The following is a 17,376-nucleotide window of genomic DNA, read 5'->3' on the forward strand; positions in this document are numbered from 1 at the left end:
CTGCGGTGCCTCGCCGCGCTGCACTCCGCGTGCTCACGGTGCCTCCGTCCCGGTGACGGGCAGCTCGGTGAAGAAGCAGGTCCGGTGCCCGGTGTGGCAGGCCGCGCCGACCTGGTCCACGCTCACCAGCAGCGCGTCGCCGTCGCAGTCCAGGGCGACCGACCGCACGTACTGGTGGTGCCCGGAGGTGGCGCCCTTGACCCAGTATTCGCGGCGGCTGCGCGACCAGTAGGTGGCCCGGCCGGTGGTGAGGGTGCGGTGCAACGCCTCGTCGTCCATCCAGGCGACCATCAGCACCTCACCGGAGTCGTGCGCGCGCACCACGGCGGCGACCAGACCGTCGGCGGTACGGCGCAGCTGGGCCGCGATGGCCGGGTCGAGCCGGGACGGGCGCGCCGGCGCGGGCGCGGCCAGCTCGTTCGGATCGCTGGGGACGCCGGTCACCGGCGAGTCAGGTACGGGCACAGTCACCAATTCTCCCGCACGCGGCGCGGGCACCGCCGACCGCTCCCGCCAGGGCTGCGACGGAAGCCCCGAGAGCCACGGCTGCGACGAGAGCCGAGGCTGCGACGCGGGCCCGGACTGCGGCGAGAGCCAGGGCTGCGACGCGGGCCCGGCCGGCCGGGCCAGCTGGGCGACGTAGCGGTCCAGCCGGCCGTCGACCAGGGCGGCGGCCAGGTCCGCGCCGGCCGTGTCGGCGATCTCCTCGGCGTACGGCCGGATCAACGGCAGTGTGCCGGCGACCAGCCGTACGGCGGCGGCCCAGAGCTGCCCGGTGGCGCCCGGGCGCAGCCCGAGGCAGAGCAGCATGTCCGTCCGGTAGCCGGGTGGTGCCACCGGCAGTTCCAGGGCCGCCGCGAAGGCCGCCCGGCGGGAGTGGACCCTTACGGACGGGTTGGCCGGCCGCAGCACCGAGGGGCACAGCCGCGCCAGGTCGGCGACGGCGAGCCGGACCCCGAGGCGGTCGCTGGCCGCGCGGGCGGCGGCGGCCTTACCCAGAGTGGCGATCATCTCTTCCAGCCGGGGTGGCTCGGCGGGTTGGCAGAGCACCGGCAGATCGATCCGGGGCCGCCAGTGCGGGTCGGCCCAGAGCAGCCGCGCCGGCGCGGTGACCGGCAGCCCGAACGCCCAGTCGGCCGGTTCGCCCAGTCGGTCCACCCAGGACCGGATGTCCCGGGCGGCCACCGAGACGTGAGTCACCTGGCCTGCGGACTCGTCCAGGTAGGCCCGGCGGGCCGCGTACGGGGCGCCGCCGACCAACACGTCGAGGTCGACGTCGCTGTGCGCGGTGGCGGCACGGCGGGCGTGGCTGCCGCGCAACAGGATGCCGACCACCGGCCGCTCGGCGGCCTGCCGCAACCGCGCGGCCCAATCCTCAAGAAAACCGCTATCCGGTAACGGAGCGTGACCCACCGCGCCATCGTGCCGTACGTCCGATCGGCGCGCAATGCCCGTTGGCGGACTTCGTGTCCGGTCCGGAGCCTACTGCCCGTTCTCGCGCTTCGCGCGACGGTCGGCCAGTCGGACACCGGTGCGGGCGTTGCGCCCGGCGCGGTATTTCATCTAGCGTTGAGTTCAACAGGTGATGAGTTTCTGTGGAGGTGTGTGATGGACGATGCGATAGCCGTCCGAGACCTGGTCGTGGACCGGGGTGGGCGGCGGGTGCTGGACGGCATCAGCTGCCGGGTCCCGCGCGGCGCGGTCACCGGGCTGCTCGGCCCCAGCGGCAGTGGCAAGACCACGTTCATGCGCGCGGTGGTCGGGGTGCAGGTGGTCAGTGGCGGGACGGTCACCGTGCTCGGTCAACCGGCGGGCACCCCCGCGCTGCGGCACCGGGTGGGCTACCTGACCCAGGCGCCGAGCGTCTACGCCGACCTGACCGTCCGGGAGAACGCCCGCTACTTCGCGGCCCTGTACGGGCGTGGGCGCGTCGAGGCCGACCGGGCGATCAGCGACGTCGGGCTCGCCGAGGCCGCCGGTCAGCTGGTCGGCACCCTCTCCGGCGGTCAACGCAGCCGAGCCTCACTGGCGTGCGCCCTGGTCGGGGAGCCGGAGCTGGTCATCCTCGACGAGCCGACAGTCGGTCAGGACCCGGTGCTGCGGGCCGACCTGTGGGCCCGGTTCCACGCGATGGCCGCCGCCGGCACCACGCTGTTGGTGTCCAGCCACGTGATGGACGAGGCGGCGCGCTGCGACCAACTGCTGCTGATCCGCCAGGGGCGGTTGATCGCCGACGACAGCCCCGCCGCGATCCGCGCCGCCGCCGGTGTGGACGACCTCGACGAGGCGTTCCTGCGGCTCATCCGGGCCGGCGAGGCCGCTTCCACCAGCACCGACGCGACAGCCGCACGGGAGACAGCATGAACGCGCGAATTCTCGCCGCCACCACCGGGCGCATCCTGCGTCAGCTCCGGCACGACCGGCGGACCATCGCGCTGCTCGTGGTGGTGCCGGCCGTCCTGCTCACCCTCGTCTACTTCATGTACGCCGACCAACCGACCCCGCCCGGCCAGCCGACAACCTTCGACCGGATCGCGCTGGTGATGCTCGGCATCTTCCCCTTCGTGATCATGTTTCTGGTGACCAGCATCGCCATGCTGCGGGAACGCACCTCGGGCACGCTGGAGCGGCTGCTCACCACCCCGCTGGGCAAGCTCGATCTGCTCTTCGGGTACGGCATCGCGTTCGGGCTGGCCGCCGCCGTGCAGGCAGCCGTCGCCGCCGTGGTGGCGTACTGGATCTTCGATCTGGACACCGCCGGCAGCATCGGGCTGGTGCTCGGGATCGCCGTGCTCGACGCCGTGCTCGGCGTCGCCCTCGGGCTGCTGTGCAGTGCCTTCGCGCGCACCGAGTTCCAGGCAGTACAGTTTCTGCCAGTCGTGGTGATCCCCCAACTGCTGCTCTGTGGGCTGTTCGTGGCCCGCGATCAGATGGCCGGCTGGCTCCAGGTGCTCAGTGACGCCTTCCCCCTGTCGTACGCCATCGAGGCGTTGCAGGAGGTCGGCGCTCACGCCGAACCGACCGGCCGGATGTGGCGCGACGTCGCGGTGGTGTTCGGCGCGGTGGTGCTGGCGCTGGTGCTCGCGGCGGCCACCCTGCGCCGACGCAGCGGCTGACCGCCGGCGCCGGGGGCGGCGGCCAGCGCGGCAGCCGACCCCGGCGTGAGCCGGGCCGGCCCACGACCGGCCGAGGCGGACGAACGAAGGGCGGCGATGACGCGGCGGACCGGCCGGCGACCCGGCAACCCGGGCACCCGGGAGGCGATTCTCGACGCGGCGCGGACGGCGTTCGCCGAACGTGGTTACGACGCCGCCTCGATCCGGGGCATCGCCGGTACGGCGCAGGTCGACCCGGCGCTCGTGCACCACTACTTCGGCAGCAAGGACCAGCTCTTCCTGGCCGCGATGAACTTTCCGGTCGACCCCGGTCAACTGGTGCCGAAGGTGCTCGCCGGCGACCGGGACGGCGTCGGTGAGCGGATGGTGCGCATCTTCCTCGCTGTGTGGGACTCCCCGACCGGCAGCGCCGCACAGGCACTGCTGCGCTCGGCGGTGAGCAACGAGTGGACCGCTCGGCTGCTGCGTGAGTTCGTCACCACCCAGGTGCTGCGCCGGGTGCTGGAAAACCTCGACGTCGACCCGGTCGAGCTACCGCTGCGGGGCTCCCTGGTGGCCACCCAGATGATCGGCCTGGCCATGATGCGGCACGTGGTTCGCCTTGAGCCGGTCGCCTCGGCGGACCCGGAAACCCTGGTGGCCGCGATCGGCCCCACGATCCAGCGTTACCTGACCGGCCCGCTGCCAAGCTGACCCGACAGCGCCCGCCCGACCTCGCTGTCCCGGACACCTCCGCGATCTTGCACTTTCTGCCCCGACTAAAGGGACAAACCACGCGTATCGACGACAGAAAGTGCAAGATCGGCAGGGTGGGGCGGGGGCGGGACGGTCAGTGTGGGGGGTGGGCTTCGGCCTTCAGTCGCAGCGGCGGCAGCAGTTGGGGCAGCTCGGCCGGGTCGGCCACCGGGCCCGGGAAGGCCAGCCGGACCCGACGCCGGGCACCGGGTTGGCCGAGGGCCACCACCAGCCCGTAGCGGTCGATGCGCACCACCCGGGGCGGCCCGCCGGGGGTCTGCTCGGTCAACCCGAGCTGCCGGCGCAGATACTCCGTCACCTGGGCGCCATGGCACTCGGCGAGGTCGGCGAGCAGGCGGGCCTCGACCGGGTGCACCGGGTCCGGCTCGGCCTCGGCGTACTCCACCGGGTCGATCCGGTGCACGACGCCGGCCCGCTCCCAACGGACCTCGACCACCTCGAAGCGGAACAGCCGGAACCGGGTGCCCAGGTCGAGCAGGTCGCCGGTCGGTTCCACAGCGGCGAACTCGACCGCCGCGTGGCGGGACTCGTCGCCGCGCAGCTCGGCCGCCCAGCCGGACACCCAGGCGCGGCCGAGGCCGGGCGCGCCGGCGGCGGGCGGCAGGTCGAGCACGTCGAGCACCACAGCGACGTCACTGCCTCCGGCGGCCGGTTGCAGGGCGGCGGCAAGGTGGCTGGCCACCGGCACCAGCAGCAGCACCCGCCCGTCCGAGTCGGTGACGTGCCGGGCGTGGTGCGGGCCCGGCCGGTGGGCCAGGTGCACCAGGCCGGGCAGGCGGCCGGCAACGAGGGTACGGACGATCTCGGCGGAGTTGGGCCGCATGGGCGCGACCTCCTTCAGAGGTTAGGCTTACCTAACTCGGAGCCTAGAGCACCCGCTCGTCGGCGTCCACCACACCGCCGCACCTCACCGGGTCTGCTCCAACCAGGAGGCGTAGAGCAGGCCGTACACCGAGTCGGCGTCACGAACCAGCTCGTCGTGCGGGCCGCGCTGCACCACCCGACCCCGGTCCACCACTATCACCTCGTCGGCGGCCTGCGCCGTGGAGAGCCGGTGCGCGATGGCGAGGGTGGTCCGACCCCGGGTGACAGCGTCCAACGTGCGTTGCAACCGCACCTCCGTCGCCGGGTCCACCGCGCTGGTCGCCTCGTCGAGCACCAGCAGGTCCGGGTCGGCCACGTACGCGCGGGCCAACGCGACAAGCTGCCGCTCCCCGACGCTGAGCGCCTCGCCGCGCTCCCCGACCGGAGTGTCCAGGCCCGCCGGCAGACCCTCCAGCCAGTCCGACAGGCCCAGCTCGGTGAAGGCGGCGCTCAACTGCTCGTCGGTCAGCTCCGGCCGGGCGAACCGGACGTTGTCCCCCACCGTCGCGTCGAACAGGAACCCGTCCTGCGGCACCATCACCACACGGGAGCGCAGCGAGCCGAACCGGACGTCGGTCAGCGGCACCCCGGACAGCAGCACCGCCCCGGCCGACGGGTCCATCAGCCGGGTCAGCAACTTGGCGAACGTGGTCTTGCCGCTGCCGGTCTCACCGACCACCGCCACCCGGCTCTTCGCCGGGATCTCCAGGTCGATGTCGTGCAGCACCGGCGGACCACCCGGATAGGCGAACCGCACACCGGAGAACCGGATGTCCAACGGCCCGCCCGGCAACTCCCGCCCCTGCTCCCCCGGGTCGGCCACGTCCGGGGCGACGTCCAGCACGTCCAGCACCCGACGCCAGCCGGCGATCGCGTTCTGCGCCTCGTTGAGCACCTCGGTGGCGATCTGCACCGGCTGGATGAAGAGCGTCACCAGGAAGAGGAACGCGGTCAGCTGACCGATCGACAGCGTGCCGTCCACCCCCAACAGCACGCCGAGCACCACCACGCCGGCCAGCGCCAGCCCCGCCGCCAACTCACCGACCGAGCTGCCCACGATGCTGATCCGGATCGCCCGCTGCTGCGCCAGCCGCTGCCTGTCGATCGCCTCGTCCAGCCGCCGCTCGGTGCGCCCGGCGATCCCGTACGCCCGGATCACCGGCGCGCCCACCACGCTCTCGCCGATCGCGCCGAGCAACGTCCCGGTGCGTTGACGCACCGTCGCGTACGCGCTGCCGAGACGACGTTGCAACTGCCGGATGACGAACACCGCCGGCAGGAACGCGGCCAACACCACAAGGGTCAACTGCCAGGAGTACGCCAGCATGACGGCGGTGGTGACCACCAGCTGACCGAGGTTGACCAGCAGGATCACCCCGCCCCACTGAAGGAACTGGGTGATCTGGTCCACGTCGCTGGTGACCCGCGAGACCAGCGAACCACGCCGCTCCGACTGCTGGTGCAACATCGACAGGTCGTGCACGTGGCGGAACGCGCGGGTGCGGACGTTGGCCAGCGCCGTCTCGCTCACCGTGAACAGCCGGCGCATCATCAGGTAGCCGCAGATCGTGGTGATCGTCAGGATCGCCGCGGTGATCGCCACCACCGTCCAGACCACGTTCAGGTTCAGACCACCGACGAGGCCCCGGTCGATGCCCTGCTGCACGGCGACCGGCACGGCGACCCGCCCGACCATGTAGACCAACGCCAGGGCCAACGTGCCGGCCAGACCGATCCGTAGCTCCGGCGAGAGCGCCAGGCCACGCCGCAGGGTCTGCCAGGTCGTCTCCTGCCGGGCCTCCTGCTCGTCAGTCCCCAAAGTCGTCGTACTCACCGGGCCCGCCTTTCGTTCGCGACTGCGGGGCTCCGCTGCGCTGCACTCCTCGCGCTCACCGATCCACCTCGATCTCCAGGCCCGACGGCAGCGGCGCCACGTCGTCGCCGTAGGAACTTTCCTGCGCCCGCTCCACCTCGGCCTGCTCGTAGGCGGTGACCAGGTCGACGTAGCCGGGCACGGTGGCCAACAACTCGCTGTGGGTGCCCCGGGCGACCACCCGTCCCTGCTCGACGTAGATGACCTCGTCGGCGAGCGCGATGGTGGCCCGGCGGTACGCCACCACCAGGATCGACGCGGCGGGAACTCCGGCCTGCGTGGTCGACGACCGCAGCCCCGCCAGGATGGCCGCCTCCACTCGAGGATCGACAGCGCTCGTCGCGTCGTCGAGCACCAGCAGGCGCGGTCGACCGGCCAGCGCGCGGGCCAGGGTGAGCCGCTGCCGCTGACCGCCGGAGAGCGAGGTGCCCCGCTCCCCGACCATGGTGTCCAGACCGTCGGGCAGCGCGGCGACGAAGCCGTCCGCCTCGGCCAGCCGCAGCGCCGCCCAGACCACCTCGTCGTCGACACCGGGCCGGTCGAGGGCGATGTTGGCGCGGACCGTGTCGTCGAAGATGAAGGGCACCTGGGCGACCAGGGCCACAGTGCCGGCCAACGACGCGGAGGTCAGCTCGCGCACGTCCACGCCGTCCAGGCTCACCGTGCCGGAGTCCGGGTCGACGAGGCGCACCGCCAGCGAGGCGATGGTGGACTTGCCGGCGCCGGTCGGCCCCACCAGGGCCACCGTCCGACCGGCGGGCACCGTGAAGCCGACCTCGCCGAGGACCTGCGCGCCGGGCGGGTGGGCTTCGGCCGGCGGGTAGGAGTAGTGCACGTCGGTGAAGGTGAGGGTGGCCGGGCCGGCGCCGGCCGGGTCGAGCACCCGCTGCCCGTACGGCATCTCGCCGGTGGCGTCGAGCACCCGGCGCACCCGGTCCCAGCCGGCGACGCTGCGCGGCAGCTCGGCCAGCACCCAACCGATGGCCCGCACCGGGAAGGCCAGCACTGTGAAGAGGAAGGCCACGCTGACCAGCTCGGTCACGCTGATCGCGCCCTGGCGCAGCCGGAACGCCCCGACCACCAGTACGGCCAGGGTGCCGAGGCTGGGCAGCGTCTCCAGCAGCGGATCGAAGATGCCGCGCAGTCGGCCGACAGCGATCAGTGAGTCGCGCAGCTCACCGGCGCGCCCCGCGAACCGGGCGGTCTCCTGGGCCTCGCGACCCATCGTCTTGACCACCAGGGCGCCGTCGAAGCTCTCGTGGGCGATGCCGCTGACCTCGGCGCGCAGGCGCTGCGCCCGGGCCTGCCGGGGGGCCATCCGGCGGGAGTAGACGACGTTGAGCGCGAACAGCGCGGGAAAGACCGCGAGCCCGACCAGGGCGAGCGCCCAGTCGGTGGCGAAGAGCGACACGATCGCGCCGACCAGCATCACCAACGTGCCGACGGCGAACGGCAGCGGCGCGATCGGGTACCAGGCCGCCTCCACGTCGGAGTTGGCGTTGGACAGCAGGGTGCCGGTGGAGTTGCGGTGGTGCCAGGACAGCGGCAGCTCCAGGTACCGACGGGTCACCCTGCGACGGTAGGAGGCCTGGAGGCGGTACTGCATGTAGCCGGCGCCGAGCCGGCGGCCGAAGATGCCCGCCACCCGCAGCACGCTGATCCCGAACAACGCGGCCGCGGCCAGCGCCAGGGTGCCGGCGCCCACCTCGCCGCGTTCGATGGCCGGAAGCGCCACCTCACCGATGACCGACCCGACGACCCGGGCGCTGACAATGATCATCCCGCCGAAGAGCACGCTGCCGACGACCGCCACCGAGAAGATCCGCGGTTGCTCACGGATCGCCTGCCGCAGGACCCCCAGCCCTCGACTGAGAACGTCCCGACTTGTCTTGCTCGCCACGCTCTCCCCCGCCGTAAGCCGCAATTATCTCCCTCATCCTTACCGGTCGGGGCCAGTGCCGCCGACCCTGACCGGATATGTCGACCATCACGTACCGGACGGCGGCGTGCCGCAGGCGCCGACCGGCGTCCGCTGTCGCGCGCCGACGGGCCGCCCGGCCTACGATCGGGCCATGCCGCGGTACGCCCGAGCCGAGCGCGAGGCGCTGGCCGATCTTCTCCTGGCCCTCGGGCCGGACGCCCCGACCATCAACGAGGGCTGGGCGACCCGCGACCTCGCCGCGCATCTGGTGCTGCGGGAGCGTCGTCCGGACGCGGCGGGTGGGATCGTGCTGTCGCCGCTGCGCGGTTATTCCGAGCGGGTCCGGCGGCGACTCGCCGCGCGGCCCTACCCCGAGCTGGTGGCCCAGGTACGCCGACCGCCGGTGTGGAGCCCGGTCAGCAACCCGCTGACCGACGAGCTGGCCAACACGATGGAGTTCTTCATCCATCACGAGGACGTCCGGCGGGCAAGCTCCGGGTGGCAGCCACGCGATCTGCCGGCCGGCCTGCAGAGCGCGCTCTGGAAACGCGCGGCCCCGATGGCTCGGCTGGCGCTGCGCCGCTTCCCGGCGGACCTCTACGTGCAGGCGCCCGGCCACGGTGAGGTCTCCCTGGGTCGCGGTGGTGAGCCACTGCGCCTGGTCGGCGCCCCGGCCGAGCTGGTGCTGTTCTTCTCCGGCCGGCAACGGGTGGCCCGGGTCCAACTGAACGGCTCGGCGGAAGCGGCTCAGCGGCTACGCGCCGCCAACCTGGGCATGTGACTACCTGTACGTAAACGGTCACCGAACGACTGTGGAATTTCCCACACCCAGCGAAACACGCTGATACCTCCTCCCGTACGCTTCACCGCGCCGCTCCGCGCCGAGCGGCACGGAGTGGGGGCACATTGTGCGGGACTTCGCGATTTCGGCGCTGCGGGAACCCCCGTTTCCCACGGGCCGTCACGGGGCCACGGACCAGGTGGCGAGTGAGAGCATCGATTGGGCGCGCACGTTCGGGCTGGTCGATTCCAGCCAACGCGTGCACCGCCTGGAACGGGCCGACGCCGCCGGACTGGCCGGTCGCGCCTGCCCGGACGGCTCGGTCGAGGGCCTGCGGCTGCTCACCGACCTGATCAGCTGGCTCTTCGTGATGGATGACGCCTGCGACGAGGACGGCCTCGGCGCCGACCCGGTCCGACTGGGCCCGGCGGTCAGCACCCTGCTCGACGTGTTGGACCGGTGCGGTGACCCGTACGTCGTACCGCCCGCCGTCGGGCCGCTGGGTGACGCGCTGCACGACCTCTGCCGCCGGACCCGACTGCACGATCACGCCGGACTGCTGCTGCGGTTCGTCAGCCAGATGCGCGAGTACCTGTTGGCGCTGCTCTGGGAGGCGGGCAACCGGGAACGTCGGCGCGTACCCGAGGTGGCGGAGTACGTGCAGCTACGCCGGCACATCGGCGGCGTGCACCCCTGCCTCACCCTGACCGACCTGGCGTCGACGCGGCCCTCCGGGCCAACCCAGCGCGCCAACCCGGGGCTGGTCGCCCTGGACCTGCTGGCGGTGGACCTGGTCTGCTGGTGCAACGACCTCTTCTCCTACGGCAAGGAGAGCCAGGGCGACCCGGACGCGCACAACCTCGTCACGGTGCTCGCCCAGGACAGCGAGGCGGACGAGGTGACGGCGCTCCGGAGTGCGGCACACCGGTTCAACCAGGGGTTGGCGACGTACCTGGACGCGGAGGAGGCGCTGCGCGCCGCCGGCGACGACGGGATCCGCGACGCCCTGGCCGCCCGGCGCAACTGGGTCCGGGCCACCTACGACTGGTCAGTGGTGGCTGCCCGGTACGCCTGATCGGCCGTACCGGTTGATGGGATGGGCCGGCCGGACGATCACCAGGGCTAGCCGATGCACGGCAACAGGCAATACTCTTCGGTAACCATTATGACGTGACAACCGTCACGCCACCACCCCCGAAGGCGGCTACAGCGATGGCTCTCGATGTACCGTACCGCTCCATCCCGGACATGTTCCTCAAGCGCGTGGCGGCCACCCCCGACCGGTTCGCGTTCGCGTCCCCGAACCCCGACGACTCGGGGCCCGTCTGGCTGACCTGGGCGCAGGTCGGCCAGCGCGCCAAGGCGGTCGCCGCCGGCCTGCACGGCCTGGGCGTCGGCCAGGAGGACCCGGTGGCGATCCTCGCCAACACCCGGCTGGAATGGGTGATCGCCGACCTCGGCATCATGTGCGCCGGCGGCGCGACCACCACCGTCTACCCGACCACCGAGCCGGCCGACGCGACGTACATCATCGCCGACTCCGGGTCGAAGGTGCTGTTCGCGGAGAACCCGGCCCAGGCCGCGAAGATCGCGGGGGCGTCCCTGCCCGCGCTCACCCACGTGGTGCTCCTGGACGGCGCCGTCGACCCGAACGCCGCGATCGCGCAGTTGACGCTCACCGACCTGGAGGAGCGCGGCACCCAGGCGCTGGCCGCCGAGCCGGAGCTGATCGACATGCTGGTGGCCGGCATCGGCCCGGACCACCTGGCCACCCTGATCTACACCTCCGGCACCACCGGCCAGCCCAAGGGCGTCGAGCTGCTGCACGGCGGCTGGTGCTGGGAGGCAGTGGCGCAGGCCGACGTCGGGCTGCTGCGCGACGACGACCTTCAGTACCTGTGGCTGCCGCTGGCCCACTCGTTCGGCAAGACCCTGCTCTGCGGCGCCATCCACGTCGGCCTGCCCACCTACGTCGACGGGCGGGTGGACAAGCTGGTCGACCTTCTCTCGGTCATCCGTCCGACGCTGATGTGCGGCGCTCCCCGGGTGTTCGAGAAGGTCTACAACAAGGCCGTGACCACCGCGCAGGGCGCCGGCGGCGCGAAGGCGAAGATCTTCGGCTGGGCCGTCGGCGTCGGCAAGGAGAAGGTCACCCTGGAGCAGGCCGGCAAGCCGGTGCCGGCCGGGCTGAAGCTGCGCTATGGGCTGGCCGAGAAGCTGGTGTTCAGCAAGCTCCAGGCCCGCCTGGGCGGCCGGATGCGGGTGCTGGTGTCCGGCGCCGCGCCGCTCAGCCCGGAGATCGCCACCTTCTTCGCCGCCGCGAACCTGCCGATCTCCGAGGGCTACGGCCTGACCGAGACCAGCGCCGGCAACTTCGTCAACCCCCCGGCCGGGCTGCGGATCGGCACGGTGGGCCGGGCGATGGGCGACCTGGAGTGCAAGATCGACACCGACGGGGAGATCCTGGTGCGGGGTCGGCCGGTGATGCGCGGTTACCACAATCTGCCGGAGGAGACCGCCGCCTCGTTCACCGAGGACGGCTTCTTCCGTACCGGTGATATCGGCACCCTGGACGAGCAGGGCTACCTCCGCATCACCGACCGCAAGAAGGACCTGGTCAAGACCTCGGGCGGCAAGTACATCGCGCCGTCGCACATCGAGGGCATGTTCAAGGCCATCTGCCCGTACACCTCGCAGGCGGTCGTCGTCGGTCAGGCCCGCAACTTCTGCACGATGCTGGTCACTCTGGACCCGGACGCCATCCGGGGCTGGGTCGCCGGCGGCCCGCTCGAAGGACGCAGCTACACCGAGATCGTCGCGTCGGCTGAGGCCCAGACGATGGTCGAGGAGTACGTCGCCCAGCTCAACGCCAAGCTCAACCGCTGGGAGACGATCAAGAAGGTGGCCATCCTGCCTCGCGACCTGACGATCGAGGACGGCGAGATCACCCCGTCGTTGAAGATCAAGCGGCGTGGGGTGGAGAGCAACTTCTCCGCCGAGATCGACAAGATGTACGCCGGCACCCTCGCCGAACTCTGAGCCCGCCGAGGGTCCCGTGCCGGCGAGGAAGCCGGCACGGGGCCCTCACAGGTGGTGACCCCGCCACCTCGTGTGTTCCTCTTCCGCGGCGAGCTGCTCCTCGAGCGCCATCTGCCGGACCCCGGCCCGACGCCGCGAGTCGACGACCGTCTGCCCGGCCACGGCCAGCGTCGTGGCCAGGGCCAACATGCCCAACGCGATCAGCTCGGGTAGCGACCCGGCAACCGGCACCAGCGCAATCAGCAGCAGGATCCCGCCGATGGTGGGCCAGCGGGGGACGCCGAGCATCAACCGGCCGAGCACGATGAGCGCGAGCAGGTAGAGCGCGACCCCACCGTGGAGCGCCAGCAGGTCGAAGCTCGGCAGCGGAACGCCCCAGGTCGGTGTGCTGGGATCGGCGCCTTCGTGGATCAGCTCCTTGAGCCCGAGCGCGAACAGGATGACGCCGGCGATGACCGGCAGGTGCAGGTAGCTGTAGGCGTTGCGGGCCAGGACGGCGCGCGCGCCCGGGTCGCGGGTGCGGTGCAGGGTCTGTTCCATGCCGAGCGCCAGGGTGTCGAAGTACGCCCACCACATCGCGGCGGCCACCGCGATGCCGAGCACCGCCGCGAACAGCACCGGCCAGGTCAGCGGCAGACCCGCGGTCGCGTTGGGGCTGAACCCGAGCGCGATGATCGCCTCGCCGAGGGCGACCAGGACGATCTGACCGTGCCGCTCCGCCCAGTGCCCGGCGGAGAGCACAGTCCACCCGGTGCCCCGCAGCGCCAGTCCGGCCCCGTACTCCACGCCAATGGCCGCGAGCCAGCACAACAGGCGGGCCACCGACTCGGCTGTTCCGTCGAAGAGCCGCTGTGGCAGCAGCCCGGCGACCACGATGAGGCCCGTGGCCACGAACGCCGGCAGGGCGAGCAGCTGCCAGCGTCGACGCACGTCGCGGTTGCGGCGGCCGATCCACAGGAAGATCACACTCTCGCTCACCCGGACCAGAAAGTAACAGGTCGCGAAGACCAGCGGACCGAACACTCCACCGGGGCGGTCGACGAACGCCTTCGGCAGACTCAGCGCCAGCACGAAGGCGGCGGCGATGGTGACGAAGCCGACCGCCGGGACGATCCCCTGGTCGGTACGGATCAGATTGCCCAGCACGGCGAACCCCGACCAGCACCACCAGAGCAGGGCCAGCAGCACCAGGCACCGGACCAGGCCACGGGCGGTCGGATTGCCGGCGGTGGCCGTGGTGACGTGCAGGAACGCGAAGACGAAGACCAGGTCGTAGAAGAGTTCCAGCGGGGTCGCCCGCGAGCCCGGCGCACTCCGGCGGACCCCACGAGTACCGCCACCCTGGCCCACCAGGAGAGTGTGGCAGCCGGGCTCGCGCAAATGGCACATTCCCGTCATTGTCGCGCCGGTGGTGCCGGCGGATCCGCGACGATGCCGATGGTTGCTTCGGCGCCGGCTCAGGCGATGACGGCCGGCTCGCGCCACCGCTGACGGCCGGCGCGGTCCAGGTCGTAGCGGATCGCCGCGATCCGCCCGACGGCCTCCACGAGGTCCGCCGCGGGCAGGGTGAAGGGCAGCCGCAGGAAACGCTCCAGAGTGCCGTCCAGGCCGAACCGGGGGCCGGGGGCCAGCCGTACGCCGACCTCCTCCGCGGCCCGGGCCAGCGCGCTCGAGACCGGGCCGTCCAACTCGGCCCAGAGCGTCACGCCACCCCGTGGCACTGTGACCCGCCACTCCGGCAGTTGGTGCGCCAGCGCGCCGAGCAGGGCGTCCCGTTGGACGGCCAACTGGACGCGGCGGTCGGCGACGATGGCTTCGGCGTCGGCGAGCAGGTGCACCGCTACCAGTTGGTCGAGCACCGGGCTGGCCATGTCGACCCCTACCCGCACGGCGGCCAGCCGCTGCACCTGCGGCGCGGACGCGCGCACCCAGCCGATCCGCAGGCCACCCCAGTAGGGCTTGCTCATCCCGCCGATGCTGACCACCCGGCTGTGCCGGTCGTAGGTGGCGACCGGGGGTGGCACCTCGGTGCCGTCCATCGACAGGTCCACGAAGGACTCGTCGATGATCAGATCGGTGCCGACCGCGTGCGCGGCGGCCACCACCCGCTCGCGCAGCGAGGCGGGCATCAGGTGCCCCGTCGGGTTCTGGAACTCCGGAATCAGGTAGGCCAGCTTGGGTCGGGTCTGTCGGAGACTGCCCAGCAGCAGGTCGGGCTCCCAGCCGGCGTCGGAGGCCAGCCCGTGGGTGCTGATCCGGGCCCGCCGGCCGGCCAGCGCGGCGAGGGCATTGGGGTAGGTCGGGGACTCGACCAGCACGGTGCCGCCCGGGGCGAGGGCGAGCCGCAGCACCAGATCCAGTGCGTGCTGGGTGCCGCTGGTGACCATGATCTGGTCGGCCGAGGTGGGCAGACCCCGGGCGGTGTACGCGTCGGCCACCGCCTCGCGCAGCTCGATGATGCCGGTCGGGTGGTAACCGGCCCCGCTCAGGTAGCGGGGCAGGTCCTCGGCGGCGGCCCGCGCGGCCGACAGCAGCTGCGGCGGGGCGGCCAGCGCGGCGACGCCGAGGTCGAGCATCTCCCGGTCGTCCAGCGGGGTCCACAGGCCGGTGCTGGCCACCCGGTGGTTGCCGGGCAGCATCGTCCAGCTACCGGCGCCCCGCCGGCTGGCCAGGTGCCCGCTCTCGCGTAGCTGCCGGTAGGCGGCGGTGACAGTGGTCCGGCTGATCCGCAGCGCCTCGGCCAGCTCCCGTTCGGCCGGGAGGCGGACGCCCAGCGGCAGCCGGCCGTCGGCGAGCAGCCCGCGTACCGAGCCGGCCAGCGCGGCGTAGTCGGGGCTGCGGCGGCGGCCCGGCAGAGCATGCCACTGCCCGAGCAGACGGGCCAATTGGACGCCGCGCACCTGCCCTGTCATAGCCACTCCTCGAATATTGGCTTCTTCCTCGACGAGGATTGGCACCTAGGGTGGCATGCATGGCACTGCTTGGCAATCTGCGGCACCGGCCGGTTCGACGGTTGGTCCAGCTCTACCTCGGGCTCACGCTCTACGGCGTCAGCATGGCCCTGATGATCCGCTCCGACCTGGGCCTCGACCCGTGGGACGTGTTCCACCAGGGGCTCTCCGAGCTGACCGGGCTCTCCTTCGGCACAGTCACCATCGCCGTCGGCGCACTGGTCCTGCTGCTCTGGATCCCGCTGCGGCAGCGGCCCGGCCTCGGCACTGTCAGCAACGTCGTGGTGATCGGCCTGGTCGTGGACGCCACATTGGCCCTGCTGCCCGCGGGTGGCCCGTTCAGCGTCCGGATCGCGATGCTGATCAGCGGGATCGTCGCCAACGGCGCGGCCACCGCTCTCTACCTCGGTGCCCGGTTGGGGCCCGGCCCCCGCGACGGCCTGATGACCGGGTACGTGGCCCGCCGGCCCGGCCGGTCGATCCGACTGGTGCGCACCGTCATCGAGGTCACCGTGCTGGCGCTGGGCGCGCTGCTCGGCGGCACTGTCGGCGTGGGAACCGTCGCATACGCGCTGGCCATCGGCCCGTTGGCCCAGTTCTTCATCCCGCTGTTCGCCGTGCCGGAGGACACCGCGCCGGACAGCGCCGCGCCCCCGCCGGGCAACCCCGCGCCGGTCACCCCGGCCGGCTGAACCCTCACCGACCGTCCGCGAACCGGTACGTGGTGGTGGTGCCGGGCACCGGTTCGTGGGTGGGTGTTCCCTTCCGCGACGCGCGCCGTCATCATCTCTGCATGGGGGAGAACGGTTGGCGCTGGAACGACGCCTGGATCTTCGTGTCGCTCGTCATCGCGAGCGGGGCCGGACGGCACCGTCGGTCGGCGACAAGCCGGCGGCCGGAGGGCGTCCGCCTGACCGACGTGCTCTCCACCGCCGACCACCTCAACCACGCGATCCCGCAGCGACACGAGGTGGAGGCCGCGGTCCAGCGGCTGGTCGGCGCCGGGCTGGTCAGCGTCGCCGACGGCTGGTTCCGGATCACCGCCGAGGGTGAGCAGCTGTGGCGTACCCGGCCGCGCGCGGGTGTGGCGACCATGGTGGACACCGTGCAGGGTGTGTTGACCCGCCGGCACGCGCCCGGCAGGGCGGACTGGATCCTGGACGAAGCCGACCACGCGGCTGCCGTTCAGGAGTACGCGGTCCGTTCGATTCCCACCCCGCGTCGGTCACCGGAGGGGCACTCCGGCGAGCGCTGAGCTGCTCAGCGCACCGGGTGGCCGCCGAGGCGCAGCGCGTCCTTGACCTCGGCGACGGTCAGCTCGCCGAAGTGGAAGACGCTGGCGGCGAGCACCGCGTCCGCGCCGGCGCCGATCGCTGGCGGGAAGTGGGCCACCTCGCCGGCACCCCCACTGGCCACCACCGGCACGTCCACCACCGCGCGCACCGCGGCGATCAGTTCCAGGTCGAAGCCCGCCTTGGTGCCGTCGGCGTCCATCGAGTTGAGCAGGATCTCCCCGGCGCCCAGCTCGGCCCCTCGGTGCGCCCACCACACGGCGTCGATGCCGGTGCCGCGCCGACCCCCGTGGGTGGTGACCTCGAACCCGCTGGGGGTGATGTCGGTCGGGGCCCGGCGCACGTCGAGGGAGAGCACGAGCACCTGCCGGCCGAACCGGTCGGCGATCTCGGCGATCAGCTCCGGACGGGCTATGGCGGCGGTGTTCACGCCGACCTTGTCCGCACCGGCGCGCAGCAGCGTGTCCACGTCGGCGACCTGCCGGACCCCGCCGCCGACGGTCAGCGGGATGAACACCGACTCGGCGGTGCGGCGCACCACGTCGAGCATGGTGCCCCGGTCGCTGGAGGACGCCGTGACGTCGAGGAAGGTCAACTCGTCAGCGCCGGCCCGGTCGTACGCGGCGGCCAGCTCCACCGGGTCGCCGGCGTCCCGCAGGTCGAGGAAGTTGACCCCCTTGACCACCCGCCCGGCGTCCACGTCCAGACAGGGGATCACCCGTACCGCCACCGTCATGCCGCGAGCCTATCCTCCGCACCCGGCACGGCGGTCGACCCGACCGG

15 protein-coding genes and 1 pseudogene are annotated in these 17,376 nt (G+C 72.3%); 8 read left to right on the forward strand and 8 right to left on the reverse strand.

The genetic code is table 11. The annotated features are described in order from the left end of the window. Positions 1-33 precede the first annotated feature (33 nt). Both hisI and ABZ794_RS22745 read right to left on the reverse strand, forming a co-directional pair. A complete protein-coding gene (hisI, locus tag ABZ794_RS22740) occupies positions 34-465 on the reverse strand; it encodes a phosphoribosyl-AMP cyclohydrolase (protein WP_112676797.1) in 432 nt (143 codons plus the stop codon). Positions 466-726: 261 nt separating this feature from the next. Continuing rightward, a pseudogene (locus tag ABZ794_RS22745) lies at positions 727-1,011 on the reverse strand (phosphoribosyl-AMP cyclohydrolase); the annotation flags it as partial. A gap of 597 nt (positions 1,012-1,608) precedes the next feature. Here ABZ794_RS22745 and ABZ794_RS22750 point away from each other — a divergent pair. The 3 genes from ABZ794_RS22750 to ABZ794_RS22760 all read left to right on the forward strand — a co-directional run bounded on the left by ABZ794_RS22750 (position 1,609) and on the right by ABZ794_RS22760 (position 3,809). Next, positions 1,609-2,364 (forward strand): ABC transporter ATP-binding protein, encoded by a 756-nt coding sequence (locus ABZ794_RS22750; RefSeq protein ID WP_210786636.1) that lies wholly within the window; start codon positions 1,609-1,611, stop codon positions 2,362-2,364. Beyond that, entirely contained in the window at positions 2,361-3,116 is a 756-nt protein-coding gene (locus tag ABZ794_RS22755) for an ABC transporter permease (RefSeq protein ID WP_238690649.1), read from the forward strand. Before ABZ794_RS22750 ends, ABZ794_RS22755 begins: the two co-directional genes overlap by 4 nt. A gap of 96 nt (positions 3,117-3,212) precedes the next feature. Continuing rightward, complete coding sequence (locus ABZ794_RS22760; protein ID WP_357517416.1) at positions 3,213-3,809, forward strand: TetR family transcriptional regulator; 597 nt, start codon at positions 3,213-3,215, stop codon at positions 3,807-3,809. A gap of 136 nt (positions 3,810-3,945) precedes the next feature. On the opposite strand, the gene ABZ794_RS22765 is transcribed toward ABZ794_RS22760, so the two are convergent. The 3 genes from ABZ794_RS22765 to ABZ794_RS22775 form a co-directional block, all read right to left on the reverse strand. Beyond that, complete coding sequence (locus ABZ794_RS22765; protein WP_357517418.1) at positions 3,946-4,695, reverse strand: DUF2470 domain-containing protein; 750 nt, start codon at positions 4,693-4,695, stop codon at positions 3,946-3,948. Positions 4,696-4,779: 84 nt separating this feature from the next. After that, positions 4,780-6,555, reverse strand: a complete 1,776-nt coding sequence (locus ABZ794_RS22770; RefSeq protein WP_210787547.1) for an ABC transporter ATP-binding protein — start codon at positions 6,553-6,555, stop codon at positions 4,780-4,782. A 70-nt stretch (positions 6,556-6,625) separates the two neighbouring features. Next, the gene (locus ABZ794_RS22775; protein WP_238690647.1) at positions 6,626-8,509 is read right to left on the reverse strand and encodes an ABC transporter ATP-binding protein; all 1,884 of its coding nucleotides are present in this window, start codon (positions 8,507-8,509) and stop codon (positions 6,626-6,628) included. A 172-nt stretch (positions 8,510-8,681) separates the two neighbouring features. Between ABZ794_RS22775 and ABZ794_RS22780 the strand changes: the two genes are divergently transcribed. The 3 genes from ABZ794_RS22780 to ABZ794_RS22790 all read left to right on the forward strand — a co-directional run bounded on the left by ABZ794_RS22780 (position 8,682) and on the right by ABZ794_RS22790 (position 12,350). Then, complete coding sequence (locus ABZ794_RS22780) at positions 8,682-9,311, forward strand: TIGR03085 family metal-binding protein (protein WP_357517420.1); 630 nt, start codon at positions 8,682-8,684, stop codon at positions 9,309-9,311. Between the two features lie 199 nt (positions 9,312-9,510). After that, positions 9,511-10,386, forward strand: a complete 876-nt coding sequence (locus tag ABZ794_RS22785) for a terpene synthase (RefSeq protein ID WP_307850663.1) — start codon at positions 9,511-9,513, stop codon at positions 10,384-10,386. A gap of 137 nt (positions 10,387-10,523) precedes the next feature. Beyond that, complete coding sequence (locus ABZ794_RS22790; RefSeq protein ID WP_210786189.1) at positions 10,524-12,350, forward strand: long-chain fatty acid--CoA ligase; 1,827 nt, start codon at positions 10,524-10,526, stop codon at positions 12,348-12,350. 45 nt (positions 12,351-12,395) lie between these two features. Here the strand turns inward: ABZ794_RS22790 and ABZ794_RS22795 are convergent, their stop codons facing one another. Together ABZ794_RS22795 and ABZ794_RS22800 are read right to left on the reverse strand one after the other, a co-directional pair. Continuing rightward, complete coding sequence (locus ABZ794_RS22795; RefSeq protein ID WP_238690644.1) at positions 12,396-13,700, reverse strand: low temperature requirement protein A; 1,305 nt, start codon at positions 13,698-13,700, stop codon at positions 12,396-12,398. Between the two features lie 107 nt (positions 13,701-13,807). Beyond that, positions 13,808-15,262 carry a PLP-dependent aminotransferase family protein gene (locus tag ABZ794_RS22800; protein ID WP_238690643.1) on the reverse strand — a complete coding sequence of 485 codons (1,455 nt, stop codon included), beginning with the start codon at positions 15,260-15,262 and terminating at the stop codon, positions 13,808-13,810. A gap of 59 nt (positions 15,263-15,321) precedes the next feature. Here ABZ794_RS22800 and ABZ794_RS22805 point away from each other — a divergent pair, with 59 nt between their 5' ends. Continuing rightward, positions 15,322-15,993 (forward strand): hypothetical protein, encoded by a 672-nt coding sequence (locus tag ABZ794_RS22805; protein WP_238690642.1) that lies wholly within the window; start codon positions 15,322-15,324, stop codon positions 15,991-15,993. Between the two features lie 101 nt (positions 15,994-16,094). Continuing rightward, positions 16,095-16,556, forward strand: a complete 462-nt coding sequence (locus ABZ794_RS22810; RefSeq protein ID WP_357517423.1) for a hypothetical protein — start codon at positions 16,095-16,097, stop codon at positions 16,554-16,556. 5 nt (positions 16,557-16,561) lie between these two features. Here the strand turns inward: ABZ794_RS22810 and hisF are convergent, their stop codons facing one another. Next, entirely contained in the window at positions 16,562-17,329 is a 768-nt protein-coding gene (gene hisF, locus ABZ794_RS22815; RefSeq protein WP_210786192.1) for an imidazole glycerol phosphate synthase subunit HisF, read from the reverse strand. Positions 17,330-17,376 lie beyond the last annotated feature (47 nt).

Origin of the sequence: Micromonospora sp. NPDC047187 (assembly GCF_040643355.1) — a bacterium.
Taxonomy (GTDB): domain Bacteria; phylum Actinomycetota; class Actinomycetes; order Mycobacteriales; family Micromonosporaceae; genus Micromonospora; species Micromonospora salmantinae.

Excerpts from the sequence above, each read along its gene's own strand:
- ABZ794_RS22755 (WP_238690649.1), top strand. The coding sequence starts at position 2,361 with ATGAACGCGCGAATTCTCGCCGCCACCACCGGGCGCATCCTGCGTCAG.
- ABZ794_RS22805 (WP_238690642.1), top strand. The coding sequence starts at position 15,322 with ATGGCACTGCTTGGCAATCTGCGGCACCGGCCGGTTCGACGGTTGGTC.
- ABZ794_RS22790 (WP_210786189.1), top strand. The coding sequence starts at position 10,524 with ATGGCTCTCGATGTACCGTACCGCTCCATCCCGGACATGTTCCTCAAG.
- ABZ794_RS22760 (WP_357517416.1), top strand. The coding sequence starts at position 3,213 with ATGACGCGGCGGACCGGCCGGCGACCCGGCAACCCGGGCACCCGGGAG.
- ABZ794_RS22800 (WP_238690643.1), bottom strand. The coding sequence starts at position 15,262 with ATGACAGGGCAGGTGCGCGGCGTCCAATTGGCCCGTCTGCTCGGGCAG.
- ABZ794_RS22810 (WP_357517423.1), top strand. The coding sequence starts at position 16,095 with ATGGGGGAGAACGGTTGGCGCTGGAACGACGCCTGGATCTTCGTGTCG.
- hisF (WP_210786192.1), bottom strand. The coding sequence starts at position 17,329 with ATGACGGTGGCGGTACGGGTGATCCCCTGTCTGGACGTGGACGCCGGG.
- ABZ794_RS22750 (WP_210786636.1), top strand. The coding sequence starts at position 1,609 with ATGGACGATGCGATAGCCGTCCGAGACCTGGTCGTGGACCGGGGTGGG.
- ABZ794_RS22765 (WP_357517418.1), bottom strand. The coding sequence starts at position 4,695 with ATGCGGCCCAACTCCGCCGAGATCGTCCGTACCCTCGTTGCCGGCCGC.
- ABZ794_RS22780 (WP_357517420.1), top strand. The coding sequence starts at position 8,682 with ATGCCGCGGTACGCCCGAGCCGAGCGCGAGGCGCTGGCCGATCTTCTC.